At 63.7% G+C, this 17782-nt stretch carries 14 protein-coding genes; 8 read left to right on the plus strand and 6 right to left on the minus strand.

Features of this window, described 5'->3' with window-relative positions; translation table 11 throughout:
* Positions 1-109: 109 nt before the first annotated feature.
* The 3 genes from JWQ90_RS19735 (at position 110) to JWQ90_RS19745 (ending at position 3059) form a co-directional block, all read left to right on the plus strand.
* Entirely contained in the window at positions 110-1486 is a 1377-nt protein-coding gene (locus JWQ90_RS19735) for an IS4 family transposase (protein ID WP_299696734.1), read from the plus strand.
* Positions 1487-1964: 478 nt separating this feature from the next.
* Positions 1965-2429: a hypothetical protein gene (locus tag JWQ90_RS19740; protein ID WP_299696735.1), complete on the plus strand. Its 465-nt coding sequence runs from the start codon at positions 1965-1967 to the stop codon at positions 2427-2429.
* A 339-nt stretch (positions 2430-2768) separates the two neighbouring features.
* Positions 2769-3059, plus strand: coding sequence for a hypothetical protein (locus tag JWQ90_RS19745; protein ID WP_299696736.1), 291 nt, complete (start codon positions 2769-2771; stop codon positions 3057-3059).
* Here JWQ90_RS19745 and JWQ90_RS19750 read toward each other — a convergent pair.
* A protein-coding gene (locus JWQ90_RS19750) for an IS3 family transposase (protein ID WP_299696760.1) occupies positions 3048-4609 on the minus strand; the annotation gives its coding sequence in 2 pieces (ribosomal slippage) (positions 3048-4171 and positions 4171-4609; 1563 coding nt in all). The two genes, JWQ90_RS19745 and JWQ90_RS19750, sit on opposite strands and share 12 nt — an antisense overlap.
* A gap of 537 nt (positions 4610-5146) precedes the next feature.
* Here JWQ90_RS19750 and JWQ90_RS19755 point away from each other — a divergent pair.
* The 4 genes from JWQ90_RS19755 (at position 5147) to JWQ90_RS19770 (ending at position 8586) form a co-directional block, all read left to right on the plus strand.
* The gene (locus JWQ90_RS19755) at positions 5147-5671 is read left to right on the plus strand and encodes an Imm21 family immunity protein (protein WP_299696737.1); all 525 of its coding nucleotides are present in this window, start codon (positions 5147-5149) and stop codon (positions 5669-5671) included.
* 301 nt (positions 5672-5972) lie between these two features.
* Positions 5973-6827: a uracil-DNA glycosylase gene (locus tag JWQ90_RS19760; protein ID WP_299696738.1), complete on the plus strand. Its 855-nt coding sequence runs from the start codon at positions 5973-5975 to the stop codon at positions 6825-6827.
* Positions 6824-7336: a ribosomal protein S18-alanine N-acetyltransferase gene (rimI, locus tag JWQ90_RS19765; protein ID WP_299696739.1), complete on the plus strand. Its 513-nt coding sequence runs from the start codon at positions 6824-6826 to the stop codon at positions 7334-7336. Before JWQ90_RS19760 ends, rimI begins: the two co-directional genes overlap by 4 nt.
* Positions 7333-8586, plus strand: coding sequence for an MFS transporter (locus JWQ90_RS19770; RefSeq protein WP_299696740.1), 1254 nt, complete (start codon positions 7333-7335; stop codon positions 8584-8586). Before rimI ends, JWQ90_RS19770 begins: the two co-directional genes overlap by 4 nt.
* 72 nt (positions 8587-8658) lie before the next feature.
* Here JWQ90_RS19770 and JWQ90_RS19775 read toward each other — a convergent pair whose 3' ends face one another.
* The 3 genes from JWQ90_RS19775 to JWQ90_RS19785 are packed head-to-tail and all read right to left on the minus strand — an operon-like array spanning position 8659 to position 12546.
* Complete coding sequence (locus JWQ90_RS19775; RefSeq protein ID WP_299696741.1) at positions 8659-10647, minus strand: DUF3488 and transglutaminase-like domain-containing protein; 1989 nt, start codon at positions 10645-10647, stop codon at positions 8659-8661.
* A complete protein-coding gene (locus tag JWQ90_RS19780) occupies positions 10644-11618 on the minus strand; it encodes a DUF58 domain-containing protein (protein ID WP_299696742.1) in 975 nt (324 codons plus the stop codon). The genes JWQ90_RS19775 and JWQ90_RS19780 overlap by 4 nt, the downstream gene beginning before the upstream one ends.
* Positions 11619-11634: 16 nt before the next feature.
* Positions 11635-12546 (minus strand): MoxR family ATPase, encoded by a 912-nt coding sequence (locus JWQ90_RS19785; protein WP_299696743.1) that lies wholly within the window; start codon positions 12544-12546, stop codon positions 11635-11637.
* Between the two features lie 253 nt (positions 12547-12799).
* On the opposite strand from JWQ90_RS19785, the gene JWQ90_RS19790 reads away from it, so the two are divergent.
* On the plus strand, positions 12800-14311 hold the full coding sequence (locus JWQ90_RS19790; RefSeq protein ID WP_299696744.1) for a DUF3336 domain-containing protein: 1512 nt from the start codon (positions 12800-12802) through the stop codon (positions 14309-14311).
* Between the two features lie 63 nt (positions 14312-14374).
* Here the strand turns inward: JWQ90_RS19790 and JWQ90_RS19795 are convergent, their stop codons facing one another.
* Positions 14375-14812 carry an FxsA family protein gene (locus tag JWQ90_RS19795; RefSeq protein WP_299696745.1) on the minus strand — a complete coding sequence of 146 codons (438 nt, stop codon included), beginning with the start codon at positions 14810-14812 and terminating at the stop codon, positions 14375-14377.
* A gap of 13 nt (positions 14813-14825) precedes the next feature.
* Positions 14826-17720 (minus strand): valine--tRNA ligase, encoded by a 2895-nt coding sequence (locus JWQ90_RS19800; protein WP_299696746.1) that lies wholly within the window; start codon positions 17718-17720, stop codon positions 14826-14828.
* Between the last annotated feature and the right edge of the window lie 62 nt (positions 17721-17782).

The following is a 17782-nucleotide window of genomic DNA, read 5'->3' on the forward strand; positions in this document are numbered from 1 at the left end:
GAATGTCACTTACTTAAGCGCAAGCCATTGATCATATGAAAGAAGCTGGCGACCGGGCAAACTGTTGGTCCGACCCGAACAGCGGCCATTTTTTGGCCGCCAGCCCCTCATGCACAGTACGCACAGACGTCCCCGACTTCAACCCTGCCCAGTTCGTCGGCACGCTCGTTCGCTGCATTCGTACGACTTCTTCAACCTGCTGACCAGTCCCGAACTGCTGGATCGGGTGGATCAGCAGTTGCCGCTGCATCGAGAGCGACTCTATCCACCCACTGAAACCTTGGCGTTGTTCATGGCCCAGACCTTGAGCGCCGATGCCTCGTGCCAGCAGGCGGTCAACCGGCATTCGGTGGAACGCCTCGCCAATGGTTTGAGCGCTTGCAGCACGCACACCGGCGCGTACTGCAAGGCCCGGCAGCGGTTGCCGCTGATGATGATCCAGTCGCTGGTACAGGGAACCGGCCAATTGATTTCTGAATCGGCGTCGGCGACCTGGTTGTGGCAAGGCCGGCCGGTCAAACTCGTGGACGGTACCACCGTGACGATGCCGGATACACCCGAGAATCAAGCGCGCTACCCGCAACAGCGCAATCAGAAAGCCGGCCTGGGCTTTCCGATTGCGCGGCTGGTGGCCTTGCTGTGTATGGCCACTGGCGCGGTGCTGGATATCGCGATGGGTGCGTACGCCGGCAAGACCGGCAGCGAGCACGCTCTGTTTCAATCCCTGATGGGCCGCATCGCCGCGGGCGATCTGATCCTGGCGGATCGCTACTATTGCGCCTACTGCATGATCGCCTTGCTGCGCGCCCAAGGCGCGGACGTTTTGTTCCAGCAGCATGCAACGCGCATCACCGATTTTCGCAAAGGCCAGCGACTGGGAGCCAAGGATCATGTCGTCGTCTGGTACAAGCCCAAGCGTCGACCCGAGTGGTTGCCGCAGGCATCCTACGATGCGCTGCCAGAGACGCAGTCGATCCGCGAAGTGAAGGTCCGGTCGAAGGTGCTGGTGACGACGATCTTGTCGGACACCGAAGCGCCCCGGCAAGCACTCGACGATCTGTATGGACAACGCTGGAATGTCGAGCTGGACTTGCGCAACATCAAGACGACCTTGGGCTTGGAAACCCTTCACTGCAATACACCGCAGATGAATGAGAAGGAACTTCTGGTCGGTCTGCTGGCGTACAACCTGATCCGGCTCTTGATGGCGCGCTCGGCCTGCTATGCCGATGTGCTGCCACGCCAACTCAGCTTCAAGCACACTGTCCAGCTCTGGCTCGCCTGGAGTCACAGCGGGCCGCCCGGCGAGGCGCAAATCGACTCACTCCTGGGGCTGATTGCGCAGCTGCGAGTCGGTCATCGGCCCGGAAGAGTCGAGCCACGAGCCGTCAAACGACGACCTAAACCCTTCCCTCTGCTAACGAAAAATCGAAACCAGGCTCGCGAAGAAATCCGCCGATATGGTCATCCCAAAAAGCTTAAGTAAGTGCCATTCGCCTCTGACTCAATTAGAAATGACGCAATATTGGACGCCGAAAAATTGACATTCAATTTTCACGGCGAAATGTTGCGTTTCTTCCCGCCTATTTTTCAGATAAAATTCTCTGAGTTTATTCTGCATACAAAATCCGCTGATCGTTGATCGCTTTTGTTGGTGCTTTTCAACAAGCGGCTGTCGATTGCGAGCAACGCGATCAATTGGCCGGTGTCGGAGTTTGCGCTGATGCGCAGCAATCTTTCACCAGCTTCACCGGCCTCTAGGGCCACTACGTCTACGACATTTTCAACATCCGGTGCCGCACTGGCTCGGCGGTGTGTAAGCGGTAACCCTACGGCGTTCTGTTCCTGGATCGCGCGATGCCAACAATAATCCGTATCGGTTTACTGATCCGACCGGAATGTGTACCGGCTCGCTCATATGCGCAGCCGGAGCGGCGGGAGTAGCTGGCGCCGGTTATACCAAAGTGATCAGCGGAGGTGGTGCGACAGGTGGCGTATTGGGTGGAGCCGCAAGAGCCGCCGCCGCTGTATCTGCGCCAGTAGCCGCGTTGATAGGTGGTATAGGTGCGGCCCTTTACCCTGGGACAGCGGGAATTGATAACGAGCAGGAACTGCTCGATTTGCAAAACGCGATGCAGAATCAGAATGCAAACGACGATATCACCAGCGGGACTAGATCTCTGGGTGACCTTGAACCCATCCACGATCCTGGACATCGAGAAAACGACCCTAAAATCGGAAAGCTGAGCGACAAAGACCTAAAGGATGCATTGGTTCGACCGGCCAACGGTGCAAAGGTAACAGTCAAAGGCAATGGAAACCGAGTTTGGGACGGTAACACGCGTGTGAATGAAGCAAAGAAACGCGGCTTCCCTGACGATATGCAGATACCAGTAGATCAACTGCCGGATATTAAGTACGACCACTAACTGGCCAAAAATGAATACCATTTCAATCACGCGGCAAGTGCTATGCAGAATGCTGGCTTTAGCTCTTATCGAAATTCGCCAGACCGATAGCCTAACATTTTCGCAGCAGTTATCGGATATTTTTCACAATCTTCCAGGACACATAGCCCTGGAGTCACCTCCAGGGTGGGAGGCTGAAGCCTATTCTGAGATTTTACGCGCGGCTTCTCGCCATAAACTTTCAAGCTACGTTGAGGGGCTTAAACAGGCAGCATCACGCGGATAGGAAAACTCGGAGAAAACCGGTGACAGACAACGATAAAACTACGCTGCCGCCGTGAAGCCTTTCCATTTTTCGCGATGGCTTATCTTGAGATCAGTAGCGACGGTATCAGGACCTTCACGCTGAATGCGCTGGGACAGGTCACCGCCGTCAGCGGCGCCACCTACCAATACGACGGCAACGGCAAGCGCATCAAGACCGTCAAAGGCGGCGTGACGGAGTACACGGTGTACACCCGCGATGGCCAGATGCTCTATTCCGAGAAGGGCGGCGAAAAGACCGACTATCTGAGTCTCAACGGCAAGACTGTCGTCGAGGTGAAAAATCGGCGCGCGTCAAGCGACTTGTCGCCTGAGTCATGCAGCTAACGGCAAAGTATGGCTGCCGTTCAAATGGGTGTTGATGATGTCGTCGCGTTCCGGGTTGAGGGTAACGCTGAGGATCGGCGACCAGTTGCGGGTATCGCCGGACCAGCGCGCGGGGTTGCGTGCTCGGGCCTCGGTGTAGAGCGTATGCCGGGCGGCGAGGATGGCGTGATCGTCACCGCAGTGACGCTGTGCTGGCGTGACGTAGCGGATGCCGCTGTGGCGATGTTCATCGTTGTACCGATGCACGAAGTCGCCCGCCCAGGCGCGTGCCGTATCGAGATCGGCGAAGCCCTTGGCCGGAAACTCCGGCCGGTACTTGGCGGTGCGAAACAGCGATTCGGCATAGGCGTTGTCGTCGCTCACGCGAGGGCGCGAGTACGACGGTTTCACGCCGAGCCATTCGAGCATCGCCAGCACGGTGGTGGCCTTGAGCGTGGCGCCGTTGTCGCCGTGCAGCACCGGCTTGTCGGTGAGCGCAGCAATGCCCTCGGCCAATGCGGTACGACGCACCAAGTGCGCGGCATGGTCCGCATGGTCCCGCGCCTGCACGTCCCAGCCGACGATCTTGCGGCTGTACAGATCGAGGATCAGGTACAGGTAGCACCAGCGGCCGAGCACGGCGGTGGGCAGATACGTCATGTCCCAGCACCACACCTGGCGGGGGCCGGTGGCGATGTGTGTCGTCGGCGGACGCCCAGCCTTTGGGGCTTTGGCACGCCCGCGATGACGGCTCTGACCGTTCGCCCGCAGCACGCGGGCGAAGCTCGATTCGCTAGCCAGATACACGCCCTCGTCGGCCAGCATCGGCACGATGCGCGCCGGCGGCACCGATGCAAAGCGGGGCTCGTTGGCGACCACCAGCAGGGCGTCACGCTCGGCCGCGCTCAGGGCATGGCTCGGCGCCGGGCGCAGCGCCTGCGGGCGGCCATCACCCGCGTTGAGCCCGTCCTGCGCCTTCCAGCGCTGCAGCGTGCGCTCGTCGATGCCGACGATGTCGCAGGCCATCCGCAGCCGTGCTCCCGTGCTGTGTGCCGTTGCGATGTCGCGAGCCAGACTGCGGCGATCTTCCAGGACGATCATTCGCCCTCTCTTGCATTGAAGATCGCCGCGACTTTTTTTGACAGCACCAGTAGTGCCGCCGTCTCCGCCAGCGCCCGGTCCTTGCGCAGCAGTTCGCGCTCCAGCTCCTTGATGCGCTTGCGATCCTGCCGCGTCGCCAGTGGGCTGGCTCGCGCTTCCTCGGGCGTCGCCAATGCGGCCATCGCGCTGACACGCCAGCGCTCCAGATCAGCCGGATACAAGCTCTGCTCGCGGCACCATGCACTCTTGCTCGATTCAGCCATCGCGGCTGTCGTGATCACCGCCTCCAGCCGCGCACCGGCGCTCCACACTCGCCCCCGCTCCGGACGGGCTCTCACATCATCACGCCAACGCTGCAATGTCTCCGGCCCAATGCCAATCTCCCGTCCCACCACTTCCAGCGCTGCGCTCTCTGGCGGTAACAACCGTGCCACTGCTCTATCTTTGAATGCTTGTCCGTATCGTGCCATGTCGTTCCTCAATAACCGCCCGCAGGGTAGGTGCTATCGAGGCGACAAGTATTCTGACGCGGCGGGGTATTGGGTGGAGCCGCAAGAGCCGCCGCCGCTGCCGCTGTATCTGCGCCAGTAGCCGCGTTGATAGGTGGTATAGGTGCGGCCCTTTACCCTGGGACAGCGGGAATTGAAAATGAGGAAGAACTGCTTCGCCTGCATAATGAGATGCAAGATGGGGCAAGTAGCAATGTACCGAGCAACGTGGGGCCCGGAGCAAACACTGGTGACTCGGTGCCGGCAGGACCTAGTCCCAGGCCTACAAAGGAACAGCAAGACAAAATTAACGAGATCGGGAATCGAGATGGATGCCATACGTGCGGTACAAATGATCCTGGAACGAAGAGCGGCAACTGGATCGGTGACCACCAAGATCCAACTAAACTCAATCCGGAAGGCAAACCGCAGAGGTACTACCCGCAATGCAAGGACTGTAGTAACGAACAAGGTGGGCGGATTCGATGGCTTCCGGGATCGTGAAAGCAGAGCGGTGCCATGAAGTGGATCAAGTCTGGTGGCGGACCACTCGTGTGTGTAGAACTTGAGTTGGCGGACTCTTGGCTTGGAGTCACGGGCAATAGCATCTCGCGAGGCCCCGACCGCGAATGTGCAAATGACTACGAGCGAGCTTGTCGGGTCCGCGATTATCTCGGCAAGGTGAGCGTCGGCAATCGGGATGCCTTGATACTTGGTGATATGCCGCTTGAGACAATGATATGGCACCCACCGGGCCGGCTGCCTAGGATCGTGCGCGTGTTTTATGGAGATCCCGGGGTTGATGTGACAAAGGTACTCGAATCAGCAGCGGAACTTCACTTCGATGACCCCGCCGAAGTTCTGGCGGTTGAGGCCGAATCTACGTCGATGGTCGTTTTCGATTCGGCGTATCCGGGCTCGGATGCAAGCGTCGAGCGGCTTTCATTTGAACTCCCTGTGGGCAGATACGTTGCTCTCACAAAGCAGTTTCTCCCCGATGATCGGACATCTGTCCTAGTGCATATGTTTGAGCCGACCCAATAATCAGGGCAAACAGCTGGGGCAGAAAAAACGGATGGTTGCGTCAAAACAAAGAAGGAAAACCGGTGACAGACCACGATAAAGCTACGCTGCCGCTCTGATTCGTTCGACGGCATTGGCGGCGGTGACGATGGTCGCGCCCTGATGCTGTTTGAGGCTGAGAGAGATGCCTCAGCGAGCGTAGGGTGGGCAGGTGTCATCTGCCCACGCGGTTCTCGGCGTTGATTGTTTCGAGTGGTTGTGGGGTGGGCAAAGCGCGGACTGCCCGCGCGGGACCAGGAGCCGACCGATTACAATCGCCGGCATGGAATCCGCCCGCCGCCGCCAGTATCTGAAAGCCCTCGGCATCGACACCTTCGTGCGGCGCGACGCCGTCGGGGCCGAGGCCGAGCCGCTTGTCGAAGCGCTCGCGCCGCAACCGGCGCCCGGCCGGACTTCGCGCCCCGATTCTTCTGCTCTCGCCGCAGCTGCTGCGACGGCCGACGAACCGCGCGAGATCATGCCCAGACCCAGGGCCAGGCCGCCGGCGTCGCCGCAGCCGGCCGCCAGCATCACGATCGCGTCGACCCCGGCGGTCGCGATCACGGTGGATATTCCGAAAGACTGGGCCGGCCTGCGCGAGATGGTCCGCGACTGCCCGCGCTGCAAGCTGTGCGCGACGCGCACGCAGACGGTGTTCGGCGTCGGCGCCGAGAACGCGCCGCTGCTGGTGGTCGGTGAAGGCCCCGGTGCCGACGAGGACGCGCAGGGCGAGCCCTTCGTCGGCCGCGCCGGCCAGCTGCTCGACCAGATGCTGAAAGCGATCGGCCGCTCGCGCACCGACAACACCTACATCGCCAACGTCGTCAAATGCCGGCCGCCGGGCAATCGCGATCCGGAGGCCGACGAGGTCGAAGCCTGCCGTCCGTATCTCGACCGCCAGATCGAGCTGATCAAGCCCAGGCTGATCGTCGGCCTCGGCCGCACCGCGGCGCAGCGCCTGCTGCACACCGACGAGCCGCTGTCGCGTCTGCGCGGCCCGCTGCACGAATACGGCCCGACCAAGACGCCGGTGTTCATCACCTATCACCCGGCCTACCTGCTGCGCAGCCCGCGCGAGAAAGCCAAGAGCTGGCAGGATCTGAAGCGCATTCACCAACTGCTGACCGAGGCCGGATGAGTCCGGCGCTGCGTCTGCTGCCGATGGGCGCCGAGCACCTGGCCGCGGTGATGGCGATCGAGCGGCGTGCCTACGAGTTCCCATGGTCCGAGGCCAATTTCCGCGACTCGCTGCACACCGGCTATTCGAGCTGGGTGCTGCTGGACGGCGAGGTGTTGCAGGGCTACGCGCTGATGAGCATGGCGGTTGGCGAGGCGCAGATCCTGAACATCTGCGTGTCGCCGGCGCATCGTCGCCAGGGCTTGGCGCGGCAGCTGTTGGATCATTTGCTGCTGTTGGCGCGCGCCGCGCAGATGGAGCGCATGTATCTGGAAGTGCGGCCGTCGAATGCCGGTGCGCTGAAGCTGTACGCGGCGTACGGTTTCGATCTGGTCGGCCGGCGTCGGCACTACTACCGCACCGTCGATGGCACCGAGGACGCACTGGTGCTGGCGCGGGACATCGGCGATATCGGCGATATCAACCGGCCGCAGCCTGCACTCGGCTCCGCCGCCGGAGATTCCGGGTGACGCCGGAACGACGTCGCCAATACGCATGGGCGATGTACGACTGGGGCAACAGCGCGTTCGCGACGACGGTTGTCGCCGGTCTGTTCCCGATCTTCTTCGAGCAGTACTGGGCGAACAACCTGGACTCCGGCACGCGCACGTTCTGGCTCGGCGTCGCCAGCTCGGCATCGAGCCTGGCGGTGGTGGTCCTCGCCCCTTTGCTCGGCAGCGTGGCCGATCGCGGCGGGCTGAAGAAGCGCTTCCTCGCCGTATTCACGGCGCTCGGCGTGCTCAGTACGGCGGCGTTCTATTGGGTCGGGCAGGGCCAGTGGATGATCGCGACGCTGCTGTTCACGCTGGGCTCGATTGGTTTTCAGGCCGGCACCAGTTTCTACGACTCGCTGATCGTCAACGTCGCGCGCGACCACGAGATGGACCGTGTCTCTTCGCTCGGCTACGGGCTCGGCTATCTCGGCGGCGGCGGCCTGTTCGCGCTGAATGTGCTGATGGTGCTGAGGCCACAGTGGTTCGGCCTGGCCGATGCGGCCGCCGCGACCAAGCTGTCCTTCATGCTGGTCGCGATCTGGTGGGCGGTGTTCGCGATTCCGCTGTTCCGCGCGGTGCCGGAAGCGCGCCTCGGCCATAACGGCATGCTCGACGATCTGCGTTCCGGCTTCGCTCAGCTCGCCGGCACGATCCACGAACTGAGCAAGCTCAAGCCGGTGTGGATGTTCCTGTTCGCGTACTGGCTGTACATCGACGGTGTCGACACGATCGTGCGCATGGCGGTCGACTACGGACTGACGCTGGGCTTCCCGTCCTCGAGCCTGATCGCAGCGCTGCTGATGGTGCAGTTCATCGGCTTCCCGGCTGCGATCGGCTTCGGTTTCATTGCCGGGAAAATCGGCACCAGGCGCGCTCTGTATATCGCCCTGTCGGTGTATATCGGCGTGACCGCTTACGCCTACCTGCTGCAGACGGTGGCGCAGTTCTACATCATGGCCGCGGCGATCGGCCTGGTGCAGGGCGGCGTGCAGGCCTTGTCGCGCTCGTACTATGCGCGGCTGATCCCGGCGGACAAGTCCGGCGAATTCTTCGGCTTCTACAACATGCTCGGCAAGTTCGCCGCGGTGCTCGGGCCGATCGCGGTCGGTGTGACCAAGCTGCTCACCGGCGATGCGCGGCTGGCTATCCTGATCCTGGTGCTGTTCTTCATCGTCGGCATGCTGCTGCTGTCGCGGGTGCCGGACCCGGCGAGATCACTTCCGTAGGTCGGCAATCCTTTGCCGACGTGAGGCCTTGGTTGCGCATCGACGGCACACGTCGGCAACGGGATTGCCGACCTACGGGGGGCGAGTGATGTTTCGAGCGGCTGCCTCCAGCTCCTGCATCGCCGCCGTATCGCTTTCGTAGCGCACGCGCAGATAGGCCGTCAGCAAGCGCTGCAAAGGCTCGGCAAGATCGGGGCGCGTGATCAACACGCGCTGCACGAAATCGCGCGCGCCTTCATCCGGTCTTTGCTGAAACCCCAGCTTCTGCAGCGGCCGCAATCCGCGCTGCCACGACTGCAATGCCGCATCCAGCGGTGCCGGCGCGGCGCGGCGCATCAGCGCCACGCCGAGCACCGTCAGCAGCAGCGTGATGCTGCCGGTCAGCGCCAGCAGCATCGATTGCCAGTCGCCGAGCCCGATGCGGCTCAGGAATTCACGCTGCTGGTCGGTGCCGTAGCCGAGCACCATGCCGTTCCAGCGCGCGTCGATCCAGTCCCAGCTGGATTCCAGGCGGTAGCGCAGCGCCGACCAGTCGAGCTCGCCGAGACGGGCGGGCGCGTTGTCGCGATAGGCGCGTGCCTCGCTGAGGCTGCGGTCGACCCGGTCCGGCGATACCGCCGAGGTTGGATCGACTCGCACCCAGCCCTGGTCTGCGACCCAGACTTCGCTCCAGGCATGGGCATCGGCCTGGCGCAGCACGTACCAGTCGCCGAACGGATTCTTCTGGCCGCCCGCGTAGCCGGTGACGACGCGTGCCGGGATGCCCGCCGCGCGCATCAGGAAGGTGAAAGCTCCTGCGTAGTGCTCGCAGTAGCCGCTGCGCGTGTTGAACAGGAAGGCATCGATGCGATCGGCGTCGCTGCGTCCCAGCGAGGGCGGAGCTAGCGTGTAGGCGTAGGGGGCGTTGTGGAACAGCGTCAGCGCCGCGCGGACCACGTCCATGTCGTTGCGTGCAGCGGCGCGCCATTGCCTGGCCAGCGCCTGCGCACGGGGATTGGCACGCGGCGGCAGCGCCAGCGCGGCGTCGTGCAGCGCATCCGGCAACTGCGTCTGCAGCCGATAGCGCGGCTGCGATACGACAGCATAACGGCGCAACTCGCGCACCGGCTCGGTTGCGACCAGCTGATATTCCGCGGTCAGGCGCGTGCGCTCGGGCAGCTGAGTCGCGACTGGCAGATCCAGCGCGAACAGCCAGTTCTGGCGGGTCGGCTCCAGCGTGATCTCGTAGCGGAATGCCGGGCCCTGCAGCTGTGCCTCCGGCACCGGCGCGCGTGCGAGCCTCTGCGATGCGCGCCAGGTGAGGCCGTCGAAGTCGGTCAGCAGCGGCCCGCGCCAGTAGCGATCGGCCTCGGCCGGCGCCGGGTCGATGAAGCGCACGCGGAACGCGATTTCGTCGGACAGCGCGAGATGGCTGATATCGCCCGGCGACATCGTGTCGCCGAGGCCCGAGCGTGATGTCCCGGCGTCGTCGGGCAGCGTCCATAGCGGGCCGGGCAGGCGCGGGAACAGCACGAACATCAGCAGCATCAGCGGCAAGGATTGCAGTACCAGCGTGCCGGCCAGGCGCAGCACCATCCTTGCCGGCCGCGCTTCGCCATCGTGGTGCACGTCGATCAGCACCGCGGTGATCGTGATCGTCGAGATCAGCAGGTAGGCGATCGTCCAGATTTCCTGCGAGTACAGAAAATGCGTGACCAGCAGGAAATACAGCAGGAATACCGTGACCATCACGTCGCGGCGTTCGCGCAGCTCGGTGAGCTTCAGCGACAGCATCACCACCAGCAGCGCGACGCCGGCGTTCTGGCCCCAGACGCGGCCGTAAGTGGCGAATACGCCCGCAAAAACCGCGAGCGTCAGCGCGACCTTGATCAGCGGATGCGGCATGCGCCAGTGGCGCAGCGCGGCGGCCGCGCGCCAGATGCTGATCGCCAGCACCAGTGCCGCTTCCCAGGTCGGCAGTCGCAGCAGATGCGGCACGATCACCAGCAGCATCACGCCCAGCAGACGCAGCAGGCTGCGCTGCGGCAGATGTTCGGCGGCCGCGGCCGCGCGCTTGCTCATTGCCGAGGCGGAGTCGAACGCGAGCCGAACAGGGCCAGCGCGCTCAGGCAGGCATGCATATGCTCTTCACCCGATGACGGTGCGATCTCGGCACCGGGCAGGCGCAGGCCGAACACCCCATGCGCGGCCTGCGCATCGAGCACCCAGCGGGCGAGCTGCGACAGACGTGCTTCGGTATCGAGTTGCGGTAGTGCCTGCCAGTCCAGCCACAGTTCCGGCGACGCGGTGTCGGTGAACTGCTTGACCATCGGCGGCTGCGCCTTGCTCAGGCTTTTCCAGTGCACCAGTCGCAGCGAATCGCCGGCGCGATACGCGCGCAGGCCGGCGAAATCTTCCTGGCCGTCACCGCCGCCGCTGGCTTCACCGCCGACGCCGCCGCTGCGCTCGGGACGCGCGCCTGCGTCGATCGGCAGCGGATAGACCAGGCCGAACAGATCGAGCTCGATCCAGGTCCAGGCGCGGAACAGGCCGAGCGGGAATTCGGTCGAGAGGCTGAACACACCGCAGTCGTGCCAGCCGCGCCGGCTCGTCGCGGCGGCGAGTTTCAAACTGGTTTGCGAGCCGGCGCCGACATCGCCGCTGCTGCTCGGCTTGAGCCTCGGCCAGCCGATCTGCAGATCGTGACGGATGCGCTTCGACGGATTGGCGATCAGCAGTTCGAACTGCAGAGTCTCGCCTGCGTAAACCGGATCGACATGAGCGCCGCGCAGCTGCACGTTCACCAGGTTGGCGTGCGTGTGATGCATGCACACCAGGCCAAGCGCGCCGAGCAGGAAGCTCAGAGCGAAGGCCATGCTGTTGGAGTAATTGGTCGCGCCGAGCAGCATGACCAGGGTCATCAGTGCAAAGCCGTAGCCGAAGCGCGTCGGCAGGATGTAGACGCGAGTGCGCGGCACCACGGCGACCTGCTGTCGCTTGACGCGGCGCAGCACCCAGGCATCGATGCGTGAGCCGATCCAGCGCCGTTTCATGCGTGCGCGCGTCGGCTCAGGGAATCGCGACGGCGCGCAGCACGTCGTCCGCGCTCGGGGCATTACCGGCGCGATCGGCCGAGGCGATCAGCCGATGTCCTGCAACCGCGGCGAACACCGCCTGCACGTCTTCCGGCAGCGCGGCGCGCCGGCCGTCGACCAGCGCCCAGGCCTGCGCCGCATGGGCCAGTGCCAGGCCCGCGCGTGGCGACAGGCCGTGACGCAGCGCCGGATGCTCGCGCGTATAGCGCAGCAGCGCGAGCAGATAGTCGATCAGCGCCGGCGCGGTGTGCACCTGGCGCACCTGGTTCTGCAGTTCGATCAGCGCTTCGGGCTGCAGCGTCGGCGCCAGATCCTGCAGCAGGTCGCGGCGCTCGGGCTCGATCAGCAGCGCGCGTTCCGCGGCCGCGCTCGGATAGCCCATCGAGATGCGCATCAGAAATCGATCGAGCTGCGATTCCGGCAGCGGAAAAACCCCGATCTGCGAATGCGGGTTTTGCGTGGCGACCACGAAGAAGGGCTGTGGCAGCACGCGCGTTTCGCCTTCGGCACTGACCTGGCGTTCTTCCATTGCCTCGAGCAAGGCGGACTGGGTCTTGGGACTCGCGCGATTGATCTCGTCGGCGAGCAGCAGCTGGGTGAATACCGGGCCGGCGTGAAAGCGGAACGAGATGCTCGCCGCGTCGTAAATCGAAACGCCGATGATGTCAGCCGGCAGCAGATCGCTGGTGAACTGCAGCCTCTGGAACTGCAGGCCGAGTACGCGAGCCAATGCCAGAGCCAGCGTGGTTTTACCGACGCCGGGGATGTCCTCGACCAGCAGATGCCCGCGCGCCAGCAGGCAGGCCAGCGCGAGGCGCAGCTGCGTGTCCTTGCCGAGCACGATGCTGGAGAGGGCAGTGAGTGTCTGTCGGATGACGGCATGCATATTGGTTGATCTTGTCTATGGAAGCTTCGTCGAAGTCGGAATAGTTTCGCAGCCTGCACCAGCGCCAAGCCTATAACAGCCGACCGGCCAGGCTCTGGTCGCCGCCGTTCATCGTCACTACACGAAAATGAATAGTGAAATTGACTCAGGCGGGACTTAAGCGGTATCAGCGGGCCGATCAGTAGCAAAACGAGCATTGCGGCAAGGGGTCAAATGGGTAACCATTCAGCCCGCCCAACCGCGAGGACACTCAGTGGATCACGATGTACGCGCCGTGCTTGAGACGATGCACCGCGCAGCGGACTACAAGACCTGGAGCGAGGCCGCGGGCGAGCTTGATCGTCTCGACGGCCTTGACGAATGGAAAGACGACGAAGCCTCCGAGCACTACGATTGGCGGCTGATCCGAAGCCGACTGCGCCAGATCCGGCAGTTCCGCGCGGAGAAGCAGACGCTGAAGCTGGCGCATCATCTGCGCCAGGGCCTGCACTGGAATCTCGGCAACATCGGCAACCCCGCGCTGTATCGCTGCGCGCGCATCGGCACCAAGAAACTGATCGGCGAATACGTGCACGAAGTCTGCGACGCGCTCAACGAGCTCGCGGCCTCTGATCTGCCCGAATTTCCGCAGGCCGATAAACACAAATTTTTCCATGACGTGGCGCTGAGCTATGGCCGCTCCGCGCTGATGCTGTCCGGCGGCGCGACGCTGGGCCTGTTTCATGTCGGTGTCGTGCGTGCGCTGTATCGCGAAGGTGTGTTGCCGGAAGTGATGTCCGGCTCCAGCGCCGGCTCGATCGTCGCCGCCACGGTCGGCAGCCGCCGTGCCGACGATCTCGAGGAGCTGCTCGATCCGCAGAACGCGTACTACCATTTCTGGCGCGTGCTGCCGCTGCGCCAGATGCTCAGGCGCGGCTCGGTGATGGACCAGACCCAGCTGCGCCGTGCGATTGCGAAGAACATCCGCGACCTGACGTTCGAGGAGGCGTACAAGCTGTCGGGCCGGGCGATCAACATCACCGTGTCGCCGGCCGGCAGCAATCAGCAGCCGAAGCTGCTGAACTACCTGACCTTCCCCTACCTGTATCTGCGCGAAGCGGTGCTCGCCAGCTGCGCGGTGCCGGTGCTGTTCCCGCCGGTGATGCTGATGAGCAGCGACGAGGCCGGCAACCGCACGCCGTACATGCCCTTGCTGCGCTGGAACGATGGCTCGCTGAAGTCCGACCTGCCGATGCTGCGCTTGCGTCGCTTGCACAACGTCAACCACTTCATCGTCAGCCAGACCAATCCGCACGTGCTGCCGTTCGTGTCCGAGCGCGAGCCCGGCACGCGCGGCCTGCGCAACTCGGCGCGCGACTATGCGTATTCGACGGTGCGCTCGCAGGCCACCAGCGTGCTGAACTTCGCGCGCGCCACTTTGCCGATCAAGCGCCTGCACGGTCCGCTCGACGCCGCGACCAGTATTCTCGACCAGGACTATCGCGGCAACATCAACATCTACCCGCAGGCGAGCCTGTGGCGCTACATCCAGGTCACCAGCAATCCGAAGCTGGACAACGTGCGGCGTTTCCTGCTGGAAGGTGAGCGTGCGGCCTGGGCGCGGGTCGAGATGATCCGCGCACAGACCGCCATCAGCATGACGCTCGAGCGCTGCCTCGAGGCGGTGGAGACCGCCGGCGCCAGCAATGCGCGTCGTAAGCTGCAGGGGCCGGCACTGATGGTCGTGCGTGATCGCTCCGGTGGATCGGCGGTACCGAGACTTTAGTCGGGCAATCTGAAACACGCGTAGGTCGGCAATCCTTTGCCGACGTGCCCGGCGCCTACGCAATCAGCGGTGTTTGTCGATACCTGAGCGCGCATCGCCTGTACGGCGAAACTCCCCTTCGAGCGTAACCGGCTGCTTCAGATCGGGCCGCGCCTTCGCCAGCCCTTCGCCGAGCCGCTGCGCCATGCGCTTGCGCAGGCCGAACAGCAGCAGGCTCAGCGCGACCACGTCCGAGATTACACCGGGCAGAATCAGCAGCAAGCCGGATATCAGCACGACCAGGCCTTCGAGCAGAATCGGCGCCGGCAGTTCGCCGCGCGCCGTCGCCCGCTGCAGTTCGCTAATGGTCCGCACGCCCTGGCGCTGGATCAGCATCACGCCGCCGACCGCCGCGGCCAGAAGCCAGGCCAGCACCCAGCCGCCACCGACGAGTTCGGTGAGCCGGCTGATCAGCCAGGCTTCGAGCGCGATCCAGCCGAGCAGGACGATGACGATCGGCATGATGGAACTCGCGTTACAGTGCCGCGATGCGTTCGCACTGCTCGCGCAGCGCAGCCAGATCCTGCAGCTGTTTGGCCTGCAGATCGCGCGCCTGTTGTTGCACGGTCGGCGGCGCCTTGGCGAAGTTCGGGTTGTCGACTCGTGCCTGGGTCTTTGCCAGATCACTTTCCAGCGCAGCGATCCGGCGTGTCAGGCGCGCGAGTTCGGCCTCCTTGTCGATCAGCCCGGCCATCGGCACCAGCAATTTCATTGCGCCGAGCAGCGCGGTTGCGGATTGCGGTGCTTGCTCGCTGGGGTCGAGTACGCGCGGCGCTTCCACGCGCGCCAGGAACTCGATGCTGCCGATCAGCCGCTGCAGGCGTGCCGTGTCGTCGGTGCTCGGGTTCTGGATCAGCAGCGGCAAGGCCTTGCCAGGTGAAATATCCATTTCGCCGCGGATCTGGCGCACGCCGAGAATGAAGGCCTTGAGCCATTCGATATCGGCTTCGGCGGATTCATTGATCTTCGCCGGATTCGGCTGTGGATACGGCTGCAGCATGATGCTGTTGCCGCTGACTCCCGCGAGTGGCGCGACTCTTTGCCAGACGTCCTCGGTGATGAACGGCATGATCGGATGCAGCAGCCGCAGCCAGGCTTCGAGCACCCGCACCAGTGTGCGCCGCGTGCCGCGCTTCTCAGCATCAACGCCGTTCAGCAGCGCCGGCTTGGACAACTCCAGGTACCAGTCGCAGTACTCGTTCCAGATGAACTGGTAGAGCGCGGTTGCGAGCAGGTCGAAGCGGTAGTTCTGGAAGTGTTCGACGACTTCGGTTTCCAGGCGCTGCAGCCTTGAGGCGATCCACAGATCGGCAGTCGACAGCTCCACCGGCAGACTGGCGTCGAGCCCGGTGTCCTGATCCTCGCAACTGATCAGCACATAGCGCGCGGCGTTCCAGATCTTGTTGCAGAAGTTGCGGTAGCCGGCGGCGCGCGCCGCGTCGAAGCGCACGTCGCGGCCCTGCGTCGCCAGCGCGGCGAAGGTGAAGCGCAGCGCGTCGGTGCCGACCGCTTCGATGCCTTTGGGATAATCCTTGCGCGTCTTGGCCTCGATCTTCGGCGCGGTCTCGGGCTTCATCAGCCCGGTGGTGCGCTTGGCGATCAGATCCTCGAGCGTGATGCCGTCGATCACGTCGAGCGGATCGAGCACGTTGCCCTTGGACTTGCTCATCTTGTTGCCTTCGGGGTCACGCACCAGGCCGGTGATGTAGACCTCGCGGAACGGCACTTCGCCGTTCATGAAGTAGCGCCCCATCATCACCATGCGCGCGACCCAGAAGAAGATGATGTCGAAGCCGGTGACCAGCACGCTGCTCGGGTACCACTTGTTCAGCGCTGCGCTTTTCTCGGGCCAGCCGAGAGTCGCCATCGGCCAGATGTCGGACGAGAACCAGGTGTCGAAGACGTCGTTGTCCTGGGTCAGGCAGAAGCGGTCCGCGTCTGCGCTGCGCAGTTTCTCGTTGATTTCTTCCGTGCTGTCGGTGCTCGCGACTTTCAGCATGCTCAGCAGCTGGAATTCGCCCTGCGCGCCGGTGGCCTGCACAAACGCGTCGTAGGCGCTGCGGCCGACGAAGACGCTGCCCTGCGCGTCGTACCAGGCCGGAATGCGATGGCCCCACCACAGCTGCCGGCTGATGCACCAGTCCTGGATGTTGGTCAGCCACTGGTTGTAGGTATTGATCCAGTTTTCCGGCACGAACTTGATGCGGCCTTCGGTGAAGGCCTCGATCGCCGGCTTGATGATCGCAGTCCAGCCGCCGGGGCGGCCGTCGCCGAGATCCTTGCGCGTCAGGTCGACGAACCACTGATCGGTCAGGTAGGGCTCGACGACGGCGCCGCTGCGATCGCCGCGCGGCACCTTGAGCTTGTGATCCTCGACTTTTTCGAGCAAGCCGAGCGCGTCGAAATCGGCGACGATCTTCTTGCGCGCGACGAACCGATCCAGCCCGCGATAGGCCTCGGGCATGGCGTCAACGATGTGCGCGGTCGGTGTCAGCACGTTGATCAGCGGCAACTGGTGACGCTGGCCCAGCGCGTAGTCGTTGAAGTCGTGGGCCGGTGTGATCTTGACCGCGCCGGAGCCGAACTCGCGGTCCACGTAGTCGTCGGCGACGATCGGGATTTCGCGATCCGTCAGCGGCAGCCTGATCGTCTTGCCGATCAGCGCGGCGTAGCGCTCGTCTTCCGGATGCACCGCCACCGCAGTGTCGCCGAGCATCGTCTCCGGGCGCGTGGTCGCGACGGTCAGGCTGCCGCTGCCGTCGGCCAGCGGATAGCGGAAGTGCCAGAGCTTGCCGTTCTCCTCCTCGCTGACCACTTCCAGGTCCGAGATCGCGGTCTGCAGCACCGGGTCCCAGTTGACCAGGCGCTTGCCGCGGTAGATCAGGCCGTCTTCATGCAGCTTGACGAAGTGCTCGACCACGGCCGTCGAATAGGCCGGGTCCATCGTGAAGGCATTGCGGCTCCAGTCCACCGAGCTGCCCATGCGCCGGATCTGCGCTTCGATGGTGCCGCCGGAATAGCGCTTCCATTCCCAGACTTTCTCCAGGAATTTGTCGCGGCCCAGATCCTGCCGCGCCGGCTCGCCGGCCAGCTTCAGATTGCGCTCGACCACCATCTGGGTGGCGATGCCGGCGTGATCGGTGCCTGGCTGCCACAGCGTGTCGTAGCCGCGCATGCGGTGATAGCGCGTCAGCGCGTCCATCACCGTGTGCTGGAACGCGTGGCCCATGTGCAGGGTGCCGGTCACGTTCGGCGGCGGGATCATGATCGAGTAAGGCTCGCCGCTTCCGCTGGGCGTGTAGCAGCCGCTGCGCTCCCAGAACGCCGCCCAATGTGATTCGGTGGCGCCGGCTTCGAAGGTTTTGTCCATGGTCCGTGTCGGTCTGATGCTTTCGCAGGGTCGCGGCGGCTGGGCGCTCGCCGGGCGCCCAC

Source organism: Hydrocarboniphaga sp. (assembly GCF_028291725.1).
In the GTDB taxonomy this organism is placed as follows: domain Bacteria; phylum Pseudomonadota; class Gammaproteobacteria; order Nevskiales; family Nevskiaceae; genus Hydrocarboniphaga.

Bases quoted from the DNA above. Each gene is read 5' to 3' on its own strand.
- JWQ90_RS19735 (WP_299696734.1), top strand. From the start codon at position 110: ATGCACAGTACGCACAGACGTCCCCGACTTCAACCCTGCCCAGTTCGT.
- JWQ90_RS19745 (WP_299696736.1), top strand. From the start codon at position 2,769: ATGGCTTATCTTGAGATCAGTAGCGACGGTATCAGGACCTTCACGCTG.
- JWQ90_RS19755 (WP_299696737.1), top strand. From the start codon at position 5,147: ATGAAGTGGATCAAGTCTGGTGGCGGACCACTCGTGTGTGTAGAACTT.
- JWQ90_RS19760 (WP_299696738.1), top strand. From the start codon at position 5,973: ATGGAATCCGCCCGCCGCCGCCAGTATCTGAAAGCCCTCGGCATCGAC.
- rimI (WP_299696739.1), top strand. From the start codon at position 6,824: ATGAGTCCGGCGCTGCGTCTGCTGCCGATGGGCGCCGAGCACCTGGCC.
- JWQ90_RS19775 (WP_299696741.1), bottom strand. From the start codon at position 10,647: ATGAGCAAGCGCGCGGCCGCGGCCGCCGAACATCTGCCGCAGCGCAGC.
- JWQ90_RS19780 (WP_299696742.1), bottom strand. From the start codon at position 11,618: ATGAAACGGCGCTGGATCGGCTCACGCATCGATGCCTGGGTGCTGCGC.
- JWQ90_RS19785 (WP_299696743.1), bottom strand. From the start codon at position 12,546: ATGCATGCCGTCATCCGACAGACACTCACTGCCCTCTCCAGCATCGTG.
- JWQ90_RS19795 (WP_299696745.1), bottom strand. From the start codon at position 14,812: ATGCCGATCGTCATCGTCCTGCTCGGCTGGATCGCGCTCGAAGCCTGG.
- JWQ90_RS19800 (WP_299696746.1), bottom strand. From the start codon at position 17,720: ATGGACAAAACCTTCGAAGCCGGCGCCACCGAATCACATTGGGCGGCG.